This window comes from Salinicoccus sp. Marseille-QA3875, from assembly GCF_054950095.1.
On sequence record NZ_CM143103.1, the window covers coordinates 2,686,563 to 2,699,227 of the forward strand.

A 12,665-nucleotide genomic window follows, 5' to 3' on the forward strand; every position below is an offset into this window, starting at 1 on the left:
TTAAGCGATAATACCACAAATATGATACTATTAAAATAACATATAAGAGGAGAAAAGTGATGAAACAGCAATATCAACAACTATCCGATATCATTTCAGATTCGGATAACATTGTCTTTTTCACAGGCGCCGGTGTTTCTGTCGCAAGTGGCATACCCGATTTTAGAAGCATGGGCGGTTTGTTTGATGAAATTTCCGCTGATGGACATTCGCCGGAATATTTACTCAGCATCAATCATTTAGAAGATGATCCTGATAGTTTTATCAATTTTTACAAAAAAAGATTATTACTTGCAGATAAGCTGCCAAACACAGTCCATGAGTTTATTTCCAAACTGGAAAAATCCGGAAAATCCAACGGCGTGATCACACAAAATATCGATGGACTCCATCGTGATGCAGGCAGCAGAGATGTCGATGAGTTACACGGCTCACTTAATGAGTTTTATTGTATAGAATGTAAAAACACATACCATAAAACAGAGATCATGAAAAATGATATTTCACATTGTGAGTGCGGCGGGGTTGTGAGGCCCAACATTGTACTGTACGGTGAAACATTAAATGAGTTGACTGTGTTGAGTGCGATGTCTAAACTGCAGGCAGCAGACACTCTAATCGTTTTAGGTACTTCGCTTGTCGTTAATCCCGCTGCTTATTTAACTACTTATTTCAGCGGTGAAAACTTTGTCATAATCAATCAGGATGATACACCATTGGATGATGAAGCAAATCTGGTCATCAATGATGATATGACAGATGTGATTAACGCAATTATATGACAAATATTTAGGGGACATATTATGGATAACATATCAGGAACAGTGCAATTTTTAGAAGTGATTAAAAAAGAAGGTTCAACTTATCATTTGAAATATGATAATAATACATTCATCCGCATGAACGCTTCAGCAACGGAAGAAGAACATGAAATCGGTGATGAAATCAGTGCGTTCATCTATCCGAACAGGAGTGGCGAACTTTTCGCGGTGCCGATTGTACCGCCGGTGGCAGTCGATAAATTCGGCTTTGCTGAAGTAGTGGAAGTAAACAGGGACGGTGCGTATATTAATATAGGCTCTCCGAGGGATATCCTTATCCCTTGGGTGGATTTGCCCAAAGTGAAGGATGTATGGCCAAAAGAGGGTGATGAAGTATATACCCAGCTGAGAGCAGAGTCGGATAATCAGCTCTTTGGAAAGTTGATTTCAGAAGAAGAAGTCGCAGAACGTTTTACCCCCTTCAAACAGGAAGAATTTGAAACAATCAAGAATAAATGGTTTGAAGCAAGACCATACCGGCTGCTCAGAGTCGGAACATTTCTATTGACGCCTGAGGGACAGAAAGTATTCATCCATGAATCTGAAAGAGAAAAAGAACCAAGACTCGGTGAACTCGTAAAATTCAGGGCAATCGGCGTAAATGACAAAGGTGAAATCAATGGTTCGTTTTTACAGCAGGCCTATAAGAAAATGGACGATGATGCAGAGAAGATTCTGGACTATATCACTAAAAATGACGGCATGATGCCTATGACGGACAAATCAGATCCTGAAGATATTAAAGAAGCATTCAATATGTCAAAAGGTTCATTTAAACGCGCATTAGGCAGACTGATGAAAGAACGCAAAGTCGAACAGCGTGACGGCGAAACATATTTGAAGTGACTGTATGTTAAAATATAATGATCAATTAAGGTATGACATTTGGTGTTGTACCTTATTTTTATATATAAAAGGGTATAGTTTAATATATTTATCTACCTACCGGTCAAATTTTTACTATAAACAATCATGAGTTATAATATTATTGTGTGAGTTTTGATTAATCAATAAAAATAGGTGCTTGGAGTGCGGCTTATCTTTGTTAGAACCAAATAAAACTGAAAGGAGGCTGACTGATGGAAAGTGATTTTGATAAATTAAAAGATTTAATTCTCGGCTTTCAGGATAACATGAATATGAAATTCGAAGCAGTTGATAGGAAATTCGAGATTATTGATCACAGATTTGAAGCCATGGATCAACGATTTGATTCCATTGACCAAAAATTCAAAGCAAACGATTTACGCTTCGATGTAATAGAGCAAAGACTGGATGGTATGGATCAGCGATTTGATGCAGTGGATAAAAGATTTGATGGCATGGATTTACGTTTCGAGGGGATTGATCAACATTTCGAGGGGATTGATCAACATTTCGAGGGGATTGATCAACATTTCGAGGGGATTGATCAGCGTTTCGATGAATTAAAACATGAGCTAGGGGAAGTCAGGTCAGACATTTCTGTTGTACAGAGCCAGGTGGTGGCTAATTCAGAGGGTATAACAGACCTGGGTGAAACAACTTTGGAAATTCTTGAAGAACAAAGGTATTTTAACGATAAAAAAGAAGAATTTGACCGCCGGCTCAGCAAGGTCGAACGCCTTGTCAAAGCATTATGATATAAGTTAAATACCTGTCTGCGCAAGGTGCAGACAGGTATCTTTTTGTTTCCTTATTCAAATTCATTCAAATGCAATTTGCGTATGATTTCTTTTTCCTCTTTCGGTGTTTTCATAAATAATGCCAGTATAAATGCTGTAAAAGCGAGGAACGTGCTGCCCATAAAGGCCCATTCAAATCCTACGACCTGGGCCACGCGGCCTGCGAGTTCCTGAGGCATATCCATACCTGGTACAAAACTGTCTGCCCCCATTGATACAAGTGTAATAAGCATCGCCGTACCGATAGCTGCAGAGATCTGCTGCATGGTGTTCGTCATGGCAGAGGCATGTGAATACCACTTCGGAGGGAGCTGATTAAGTGCTGAAGTGATCACCGGCATAAGCGCCATGGACAGCCCGAACATACGAATGGCATAAATGATTGTTAAATAAGTGAACGTTGTATCCAGTGACAGGTTGGTAAACATGAATGTCGTAACTGTCACGATTGAAAGACCTGTCAATGCCAGCCACTTTGCCCCGTACCGGTCATATAGCCTGCCGGTAATCGGTGACATGATCCCGATGACAATTGCTCCAGGGAGTAACATCATACCGGATTCGAGCGGTGTGAATTCAAGCACATTCTGCATGAATAACGGCAGCAGTGTCTCAGCACCGATCAAAGAAACCATTACAGTCATTGAAATGATGATTGCAAGTGTAAATATTTTAAACTTAAAGACTCTGAACTCGAGCATCGGAGTTTCCAGAATAAGCTGTCTCCAAACGAATAACCCGATAATTATGACGCCGAGGGCGAGAGTAGTGAGAACGACCGGGCTGGTCCATCCTTCATTTGATGCGATGCTGAAACCATATAGAAACGAACCAAAACCGACTGAAGATAAAATAATCGACAGTATATCTATTTTCGGTTTTCTGAGATCAGTCACATTGTGAAGGAATAAGTAGGCAATAATCATGGTCACTGCGACAATCGGCAGTACTGTGATGAATAATGAGCGCCATGAGAAGTATTCCAATAAAAAACCTGATAATGTCGGCCCGATTGCAGGACCAAATGCGATGACTATACCAATCATGCCCATGGCTGTACCGCGTTTATTAACAGGGATGACTGCAAGTAATACTGTCATTAAAAGAGGCAGCATAATACCTGAACCAGAAGCCTGGACAATACGGGCGAGCAGAAGCACCGGGTAAACCTGCGCGATTGATGCAATTAAAGTACCTAAACCAAATAATCCAATTGCGGTTAAAAATAAACCCCTGGTAGAAAATCGGTCAATCAAAAATGCCGAAATGGGTATCATAATACCATTTGCCATTAAAAATGCAGTGGTCATCCACTGGACCTCCGCCTGTGTAATTCCAAATGCTTCCTGTATGGAAGGCAGAGCTGTTGCAAGTAAAGTTTCATTAATGATGCCCATGAAAGCACCTGTTAACAGGGCGGCAATCATTAATGCTTTATCTTTTTTGGGCAGATCCCAAGAGTTCGCAGTATGGTCCATTTTATATCTCCTTTACATTATGTAAGCTTTAAAACACAAAAGAGATAATACCATAATCTTAATCACTATAGCAATTAAATGAGAAATAAAGTTTTAAAAAGCAAAAGAAAACATCCGTACGTTTTCTTTCCTGGGGCATCGCGCAAGCCTGTAGTCTTGCGCTGATGCTATTCCCCTAGGAGTAAAACGTACGGATTTTTTGTCCATCAGCCGGTATATTATCTTTTTATAGACTTATGTCACAGCTCCTTTTCTATCCTTCAATTTCTTCAGTCAATTTCTCAAGCTCGTCCACCAATTCACCAATGTATGCGATTGTATCTTTTAAAGGCTTGTCGGTAGTGATATCAATCCCGGCCATTTTGGCAAGTTCGACCGGCGATTTTGTACCGCCTGATTTTAAAACTTTCAGCCAATCATCAACGGCCGGCTGTCCTTCGTTCAACACACGTCTGCTCATCTGGGTCGCAATTGTCAGTCCCGCCGAGTAGGTGTAAGGATATAACCCCATGTAATAGTGAGGCTGCCTCATCCATGTCAGTTCTGCATTTTCTGAAATGACCACATCATCTCCCCAGAAGTCTTCAATTACCCGGCGCTTTAACTGATTTAAATCATTGGCGCCTACACTTTCGTGATTGTCCACTTTCTTATAGACTTCACGCTGATATGCAGCTTCCAACAAGTGAGTGACAAAGTTGTGGTAATAAGTTCTGGAAATGATCGAACTGATCACCCAGCGCTTGAATTTAGGATCATCCGAGTTTTTGAGAAGATGATTCGCCATCAGCATTTCATTCATTGTACTCGGTGCTTCGACAAAGTACATGGAGCTTCTTGCATCAAATACATTCTGTTCACGGTTTGCATTATAAAAATGACCGGCATGACCGAGTTCATGGGCCAATACAAACACTTCTGTCATCAATGAAGTCCAGGAGATTAATATGAACGGATGTGAACCATAAGGACTTGCACAAAATGCACCTGTAGATTTCCCTTTGTTTTTAACGAAATCTATCCATCTTTCATCGTAAGAGCGGTTGAGCATCTCTGTATAATCTTCTCCCATGATACTGAGAGCATCCATTATATATTTTCTCGAATCTTCAACGCTTATTTCAGGTTCACTTGAAGGATCCAATGAAATCTTAAGGTCTTCGTAACGCATTTCATCCAGACCATTCACTTTTTTCAGCAATTTTGCATACTTTCTCATATGCGGAGCCAGGTCATTCATGATCAGATCAATTTGACGATGGTATAATTCACTGTCCACTTCCTGTGGATGCAGAAGATAGTCGATTACTGAATCAAACCCTCTCAAATCCGCTGTCGTTTTTTCTTTTTTAAGGTGGATATCATAAGTGCCGGCAGTCGTATGCTCATATTCTTTCAGTTTACTGTAAAATTTTTTATAGGCATTGCGTCTTACTTCAGTGTCCTGATGACTTTCAAGTTCACCTTCATATGCAAGGTAGGATAAAGGTATCTCTTTACCATTCGCTTTGAATGTGCCAAAGTCTATATCCAGTAGTTTCGTCTTCTGGTATAAACCATAAGGCCCATTGAATACGTTGGAATAGGCAGCAAGTGCTTTTTCCACTTTCGCATCCAACTGGTAAGGCTTGTTCCGGAGCAGATCATCCACGAATTTTTCGAACTCTGAATCTTTTTCTTTGATGGAATTTAAAAATGATTCATCCTGTGCGAGCAGGTCACTTCTTAAAAAGCTCGTTGCTGTACTGAATTTTGCGCTTGCATTACTCACTTTGCTGCTTAATTTTTGAGCCTCTGAATCACTTTGATCTGCCGATAGCCTCAAGCTCGCATATGTACCGATAGGAACCATTTTCTCAACTAATTGTCTGAAGCCATCAATCGCAGTGACTGTTGTATTGACATCATTTAATTTTCCCTCATACTCTGCTGCGAATCCAGATACTTCTTCCTGAAACTTCTCAATTGCGCTTTCACATGCCGCATCCGACTCAAATAGCGGTGCTAGATCCCACGTATAATTTTCATCCACTTCATGTCTTGATTTTAGTTCTCCCATTACTTTGACACTCCTTTATAATTTCGGAAACCGAAGTATAATATTATTATACATGAATATTCTGATAAAACACACTCATTTATATGAAAATTGTTTTAATAGAATTAAATGGGATATTATAAAAAGTAAGGGGTGAGGCAATGATAGGAGATATCTGGTTTTACGTGAACAGTATTCTTATGGTGATAATACTTTCTTTTTTAATTCCTTTTCTTAAAATGAAATTCTGGTGGCTGATGCCTGCAGCTTCATTGATTTTAATGAGTCTTGCAGGATTCATTCTTCCGAATTTTTATGAAGAACTGAGCTGGCAGCCGTTAGTCGGTTATGCTGCTTTCTTAACAGTATTGTCAATCACCGTGACAATACTGACAGTGTTGTATGTCCGTAAAAGAAAGAGAGAGAAGAAAGCAAAACAGGCAGAAGAACAGACATGAATAAGGAAGAGGAAAATATTTGAAGAGACTCAAAGTTCAACCGATTATGTCGGATGGACTTTTTTTTAGCATGACTTCCATCAAAAAGTTACTTTTTACTTTATTTAACTGATTGAATTCGTCATAATTAGAGAGGCCAGGGAGGGATTTATATGAAAGTATCAAAATTTGAAAATGTGTACCAGATTACAATCTTCCCCAAAATATTCCCGATCAATTGTTTTGTAATAGAAAAGGACACTCACTTGATTGTTATTGATATGGGCATGACGAATTTTATAAAGGAAGTGCAGTCCATATCCAATAAAACCAATAAGCCCGTGAGTCATCTTCTACTGACGCATGCACATGCCGATCACACCAACGGGGTCAGCCAATTTAAAGAAGAGTTTCCAACCGCAAAAGTTGGTATATCTGAACGTGATCAAAAATTACTTGATGGTGATTTTACATTAAGGGGAGGGGAAGCTGAGGAAAAGATCAAAGGCGGGTTTTCCAAAAAAACAGTCCCGACTGATTTTAATTTTGAAGAAACCGTCGAAGATATATCCATCATTGAAACACCCGGCCACACGCCGGGCTCTGTATCATTTTTGGATAATGAAACAAAGTTCATATTTACTGGCGATGCTTTTCAAACAAAAGGCGGGCTTGCAGTTTCAGGCAAATTAAACATTACATTCCCATTCCCAAAATTTGCAACATGGAGTTACGAGACTGCGGTCTCCAGCGCAAAAATAATCATTGATAAACAACCGGCTGCTTTATATGTCGGTCATGGTGACATGATCAAGAATCCGGTTGATCAGATGAAAAAGGCTGTAAAGACTGCACAGACTAAGTTGAAATGAAAAGCTGATAAAATGCCAGAATAGGGGGTTCATTTTCAATATATAAAAAGGATACACTTAACTTGTAAGTATATCCTTAAATATGTATTTTGAGTGACTCCGAGTGGTATCGAACCACCGACCTCTTGCATGTCAAGCAAGCGCTCTCCCGCTGAGCTACGGAGTCCTATTTTTAATGTCTAATTAATAATGTATATTGGTTTGGATGATATGTCAATTCATCTTTTTAAATCCTCTGTATTAAAAGTGTAAATTCACTTCAATAGAGTGAAGTGACATAAATAATAAGAGGGCAGTCATATGTTAGTAAATATAAACCGGTAAAGGAGCTGTTTAATAAATTCATGCACTGGACATGATAAAAAGGTGATTGATGTGTTTTGCGATCCAAGCTGACCGATATTAAGACTTCATTTGAAAGTGCACCGATAGTCTACGAAGGTACCACTTTGCGAAAGAGATTGAAGTTCAGCAATGCAGGATAACATTGACGAGAGGCTGACAGAATGATGACTCATATGGATCTGGAAGATGCTGCGGGCTTTGCAGCATTTCACGACTGCATACAAGCGGTAATGACCGAACTAAAGGGTACACATCTCAAAAGACGTATTTTGGTTAATAATGATGGTGATACTCATATAAGGGGACATATGTCCTCAATTTTCAACTGCGACATATAACTTCCTATAATATATGTTATGTAAACTTTAGTATGTGTTTTAAAAGGATGTCTGATTTATGGTATAATTACCGTATTAATCTGATATTTGGAGCGATTATTTGTGGGTTTAATAATATTGATCTTTGTGCTGATAGTTTCTGCGTTTGTCGTACTTCAAAATGCTAAAGAATTTGAGTCTGATGTTGAAACAGCCAAAGAAAATAAGTTAAGTAAAAAGTTCATCATTACAGTCGTTGGTTCATTTGCATTTCTGATCATTGTTTTTACAGTTGCATTTTTACTTTTATGACGTCATTAAAAATCTGATCAGTCCGAGGTGACATCAACGCTGCTGCAGTCATTAATACTGCAAGCAGATATAATGCGTAATCATTAAATACTTCTGCCAGAAATATAAAATGTACGCCGACAATCAGTGCGATCCACGGTGCTGTGTATTCTCTTTTTTTCATACGGAATAATACAATTACACCTATAGTGCCTATAACTATTTCCAACCAAAAAACTTTGATATATGTCGTCAAAGAATCGTTATTTCTTAAAGCACTTGCTGCATCCCAATTTGTCACACTTAAGTAAACACCTGACAAACCGAGCAGCAATGCGATACCCGAAGCTATGCCTATATATGCCCGCCATCTTTTTCTCGGTGCTTCCTGCGCCCATCCGAACCACACAAAACTCATTATCCCGAAAACTGCTGCATACATTACATAATCACTTATGTATTCAATCTCCATGATTCTCCCCCCTACTCATAATCCCATTATTTACTTTTTACCATAAAAAAGTATTATTTTCAAAGTTGGAAGTGAAAAAAAGGAGAGAAAATTTACAATTTTTCTCCCCTACCGATGCTATATTTTATTTAATTTTCTTGCCAGATTGAATATTAATTTATTGAAGACTTTATCAAATGTTCCCGGCAGTTCTTCAATATCGATATTATAACCTTTTTTGAACCTGTAAACACCATAGTCTTTGGCTTCTTCAGTAAAATCGCCTGTCAAACCGAAGAAATTAAAACGTTCAAGACCAAGTTCTTTCGCTTTCTTGATCATTTCCCATGTTGCATAGTTCGTTCCTTTAAAGAATGACAGTTCCGGATAACTGCCGCTGAACAGATACACCATCTCGTGATTATTATAATAATACATACCTGCGGATAAGTTTAAATCCGTACCAAAGTCCTTTTTATAGCCTTCGATCTTTTCAATTCTGGAATGTTTGCTGTTCAACTGCTGCTCAATCTGTTCCAGTTTCTTCTTCTGGCCTTTGGTTGCAGTGCCCTCTTTTTCTTTTTGTAATATGTGATTTTTTTCATCTGCAAGTTCATCACGTTCTGCAGCAAGCTGGTCCAGATATTCATCCACGTTGACATATGTCATTACAAGATACATCTTCTCTTTAAGTGTTTTCAGCAGATTTTTAATCTTATGACCCGGCACCGGATCAAAACCGATCCGTTCTTCAGTTTCTTTATAAATATCTATGAACAGATCATACTCATCTTCATCCAGATACCGCAGTTTAACCGGCATGATTTCCGCCTGCTTGGTATTATACCTTGTTGTAGATTCCATGTTCTTCATCAAATCTTTTTCACTCGGTGTAATATCCAGTACACCCTGGTATCTGAGCAGTTCTTCTGTAATCAGTTCTTTTGTAAATCCATGGTGCTTATATCCTAGTTTTTCATATATATTAATAATAGCCGGGTTGTTTTTTTCATCTTCAATCAGGTTTCCGTCTTTATCATGCATCTGGTAAATATGATACGGAGAATGTATAAGCTGCAGCGCACCGTTTTTCTGAACGTACTTGTCAATTTCAGATAAGAAGAACGCCAGACGCTTATTATTGAAGTCCTTGATCAACGGTCCCGTATGAGATGTAAACAACCGGTACCTTTTCAGGACGGACGTTGCGCTCAGCATCGAAACACCGATGAGTTCTTCTTTTTCGTATAAACCGATCAAATGCGTCTCATATAGACCTGATATATAGTCATAATACAGATTATCATGAAGATAATGCATATAACTGTCATAGTCATCGATGAACTGTTTAAATGTTTGCTCACTTATCCTGGCGGTATGCATTTTAAGTTCAACCTTCCTTTATCATTACTTTGAAATCATCTGGCTTAACTTGGCTTTTACTTTATAAACATTATAAGGCACCGGTTTGATGACTTTGACGAAATCGCCGACCAGTTCTTCAATTTCAGCATTGAACCCGCGCTTGAACCTGTAGACGCCGTAGTCTTCGCCGTCTTCTGAAAAATCTCCGCTGACGCCGTAGAAATTATAACGGTCTATATCATTATCAATACAGTACTTCATCATTTCCAGATGCATCATATACGGCCCGACAAATTGAGGGTACTTGCTTGTACTCGCTCCGGAGTTGTAAACAAGTTCATAAGGCGTCTCAAAATAAATGCCCGCTGCAAGATCCAGAGTGTTGCCTTCGATTTTTTGAATCTCTCTGGCTTCTTCCAGATCTTCTTCAATCTTGTTGATCTGTTTTTCCATCTCTTTGATCTTATTTATCGTCTTATCATTTTTGTTCTCTTTCGAATCCTGCTGCGCGTGGCGTTTTTTAAGATCATCATTTTCTTTAGTCAGATTCTCAATGTATTCATCCAGCTCTATATAAGCCAGCGGCACCAGCAGCTTGTCTCCGTATGTCATTTTGAAGTAAGTGAAATACTTAAGCGGATCCGGATGTGTGAAAAAACCCTGGCGCTCTGAAGTCGCAAGATATAACTTCATGAACTTGTCCATTTCATCCACTTCTAAAAACCTGACTTTGACACCGAATTTCTGCGCCTTTTTAATATTTCTTTTACGCTGGGAATCAAATGTCTTAACTAGAGCGTTCACATCATCATACCCGCCTACATCAAGCACACTCATCCAGCGCGCCTGTGAAGTTTTGGAGTAGCCTCTTGTGAAGCCCTGATGTACGTATCCTTCTTCTTCCATAATTTGAATCAGTGCATCCTGTGCGTTATAATCTGTTTTTTCATTGACATCTTTATCATATTTTTTATAAATCCAGTTGGGATCGACTTTCACATATGAGCAGTTGTTATTCTTCAAGTACGTGGACAGTTCCTGAAAATAAAAACGCACCAGCTCATGGTTATGATAATTCATTACAGGCCCCCGGTTGGAATAATAGAAGTACTGGCCGAGACCTGTCGATTTAAGACTGAACAGACTTGCAGCAATCACTTCACCCGAATCATCTTTGACACCGAGAAGCCGGACAGACTGATCCTCTTCAAGCTTCCGGTTTGCTTTATTCTCTATCATTTGGAAAAAGGCAGACTCCTCCCCTTTTTCGATGTAACGTTGATATTCCAAATCAGTTAATTCCGTAAAAATCATCTTCATCCTACCTTCCTAGTTTGTGACGCACTTTATTCATGGACTGATACAGAAGATATGCAGGCTTATTGATCGGCTGTACAAAATCTCCGATGTATTCGTTCACTTTGGCGTTGAATCCTTTTTTGAACTGAACAACCCCGGCGTCTTCTGCCTCCGGTGTAAAGTCACCGCTGATGCCATAGAAATTATATATATCAATATTGTTTTCAATTGCGTAATTGATCATCTTCCACTGGATCAGATAGCTCCCTGCGAAATGGCGGAATTCATTGTCACTGCCTCCCGCGAGATAGACCACTTCATGCGGCGTCACAAAATAATACGCACTTGCGACCGGCAGTTCTTTGCCGTGCTTTTCAAGCAATTCCTTACCTTCTTTAAGTTTGTCTTCAATATTTGAAAGCTGTTCGCTCAAATTGACAATCTTCTTTTGCTGCTTTTCATTTGAAGGATCCTTTTCAACAGCATTCTGCGCCTTTTCAATATTCTTCTGCAACTTATCAATGTCTTTCTGAGTCGTTTCATTGTAGCTTTCCAGGTCGACATAGACGAGCGGAATCAGCACATTATCTTTAAAGTATTTTTTACGGCTGATGTAATACTCATCATCCCTGTCGACGAATTCTTTCATCTCGGAAGTATCTTTCATAAATTTACGGAAAACATCGATCTCATCCAAATCTAAAAATTTTATGCCGAGACCATGTTTTTCAGCTTTTTTAATGTTTCTCTTTCTTAAACTGTCCATATCATTCAGCACATCTTCCGGTGTTTTATCGGAAAGGTCCAATACCGAATGCCAGCGGATCTGGATGACAGGATCAAACCCTACCGAGAAACCATCGTGGCGGAAACCATGTGCCTTGAAGTAATCGAAAATATATCTGTTGCCCATATCCTTCGTGATTTCACCTTCATGGCTGCGTTCGTTGATGACTTCATAAGGATCGACTCTGAGATGCAATACTTTTTTAGTTTTCAAAAACTTTTTCAGACCGGTAAAGAAAATGTCGAATGCCCTTTTATCGCTGTAATCCATTACAGGACCGCGGTTTGTATAGGCATACTTCATCACTTTCATTACAGGGGTCAAAGTGACTAAACATGCCGCACGGACTGCGTCTTCATGTTTAACACCGACCAGATAAGTCTCTATACCGCCTTCTGTTTTCAGCCGGTAGTTTTCCTCTGTCTGGGTAAAATGGCTGAAATTGCTGCGTGTGAAGTGATTAAACTCTTCTATTGTTAATTCTGTAAATTCCATTTTGG

Annotated in this window: 12 protein-coding genes and 1 tRNA gene; 6 read left to right on the forward strand and 7 right to left on the reverse strand. The window is 39.2% G+C overall.

Annotated elements, in window-relative coordinates:
- Nucleotides 1–56 precede the first annotated feature (56 nt).
- From ACY8DT_RS13710 to ACY8DT_RS13720, 3 genes are all read left to right on the forward strand, one after another.
- A complete protein-coding gene (locus ACY8DT_RS13710; protein ID WP_462420861.1) occupies nucleotides 57–782 on the forward strand; it encodes an NAD-dependent protein deacylase in 726 nt (241 codons plus the stop codon).
- 21 nt (nucleotides 783–803) lie between these two features.
- Nucleotides 804–1,667: a CvfB family protein gene (locus ACY8DT_RS13715; protein ID WP_462420862.1), complete on the forward strand. Its 864-nt coding sequence runs from the start codon at nucleotides 804–806 to the stop codon at nucleotides 1,665–1,667.
- 233 nt (nucleotides 1,668–1,900) lie between these two features.
- Nucleotides 1,901–2,443, forward strand: a complete 543-nt coding sequence (locus ACY8DT_RS13720) for a hypothetical protein (RefSeq protein ID WP_462420863.1) — start codon at nucleotides 1,901–1,903, stop codon at nucleotides 2,441–2,443.
- 53 nt (nucleotides 2,444–2,496) lie between these two features.
- Here the strand turns inward: ACY8DT_RS13720 and ACY8DT_RS13725 are convergent, their stop codons facing one another.
- Together ACY8DT_RS13725 and pepF are read right to left on the reverse strand one after the other, a co-directional pair.
- On the reverse strand, nucleotides 2,497–3,963 hold the full coding sequence (locus ACY8DT_RS13725) for an MDR family MFS transporter (RefSeq protein WP_462420864.1): 1,467 nt from the start codon (nucleotides 3,961–3,963) through the stop codon (nucleotides 2,497–2,499).
- A gap of 253 nt (nucleotides 3,964–4,216) precedes the next feature.
- Nucleotides 4,217–6,022, reverse strand: coding sequence for an oligoendopeptidase F (gene pepF, locus ACY8DT_RS13730; protein WP_462420865.1), 1,806 nt, complete (start codon nucleotides 6,020–6,022; stop codon nucleotides 4,217–4,219).
- A 140-nt stretch (nucleotides 6,023–6,162) separates the two neighbouring features.
- Here pepF and ACY8DT_RS13735 point away from each other — a divergent pair, with 140 nt between their 5' ends.
- Nucleotides 6,163–6,459 carry a hypothetical protein gene (locus ACY8DT_RS13735; protein ID WP_462420866.1) on the forward strand — a complete coding sequence of 99 codons (297 nt, stop codon included), beginning with the start codon at nucleotides 6,163–6,165 and terminating at the stop codon, nucleotides 6,457–6,459.
- A 152-nt stretch (nucleotides 6,460–6,611) separates the two neighbouring features.
- Nucleotides 6,612–7,310 carry an MBL fold metallo-hydrolase gene (locus tag ACY8DT_RS13740; protein ID WP_462420867.1) on the forward strand — a complete coding sequence of 233 codons (699 nt, stop codon included), beginning with the start codon at nucleotides 6,612–6,614 and terminating at the stop codon, nucleotides 7,308–7,310.
- A 94-nt stretch (nucleotides 7,311–7,404) separates the two neighbouring features.
- Here ACY8DT_RS13740 and ACY8DT_RS13745 read toward each other — a convergent pair.
- Nucleotides 7,405–7,476: transfer RNA gene (locus ACY8DT_RS13745), tRNA-Val, on the reverse strand.
- Nucleotides 7,477–8,095: 619 nt separating this feature from the next.
- On the opposite strand from ACY8DT_RS13745, the gene ACY8DT_RS13750 reads away from it, so the two are divergent.
- Nucleotides 8,096–8,284: a hypothetical protein gene (locus tag ACY8DT_RS13750; protein ID WP_462420868.1), complete on the forward strand. Its 189-nt coding sequence runs from the start codon at nucleotides 8,096–8,098 to the stop codon at nucleotides 8,282–8,284.
- Here ACY8DT_RS13750 and ACY8DT_RS13755 read toward each other — a convergent pair.
- The 4 genes from ACY8DT_RS13755 to ACY8DT_RS13770 all read right to left on the reverse strand — a co-directional run bounded on the left by ACY8DT_RS13755 (nucleotide 8,259) and on the right by ACY8DT_RS13770 (nucleotide 12,660).
- Nucleotides 8,259–8,735 carry a hypothetical protein gene (locus ACY8DT_RS13755; RefSeq protein WP_462420869.1) on the reverse strand — a complete coding sequence of 159 codons (477 nt, stop codon included), beginning with the start codon at nucleotides 8,733–8,735 and terminating at the stop codon, nucleotides 8,259–8,261. The genes ACY8DT_RS13750 and ACY8DT_RS13755 overlap by 26 nt on opposite strands.
- Before the next feature lie 117 nt (nucleotides 8,736–8,852).
- Nucleotides 8,853–10,097 carry a peptidoglycan bridge formation glycyltransferase FemA/FemB family protein gene (locus ACY8DT_RS13760; protein WP_462420870.1) on the reverse strand — a complete coding sequence of 415 codons (1,245 nt, stop codon included), beginning with the start codon at nucleotides 10,095–10,097 and terminating at the stop codon, nucleotides 8,853–8,855.
- Between the two features lie 24 nt (nucleotides 10,098–10,121).
- The gene (locus ACY8DT_RS13765) at nucleotides 10,122–11,393 is read right to left on the reverse strand and encodes a peptidoglycan bridge formation glycyltransferase FemA/FemB family protein (RefSeq protein WP_462422287.1); all 1,272 of its coding nucleotides are present in this window, start codon (nucleotides 11,391–11,393) and stop codon (nucleotides 10,122–10,124) included.
- Between the two features lie 7 nt (nucleotides 11,394–11,400).
- Nucleotides 11,401–12,660, reverse strand: a complete 1,260-nt coding sequence (locus ACY8DT_RS13770; protein WP_462420871.1) for an aminoacyltransferase — start codon at nucleotides 12,658–12,660, stop codon at nucleotides 11,401–11,403.
- Nucleotides 12,661–12,665 lie beyond the last annotated feature (5 nt).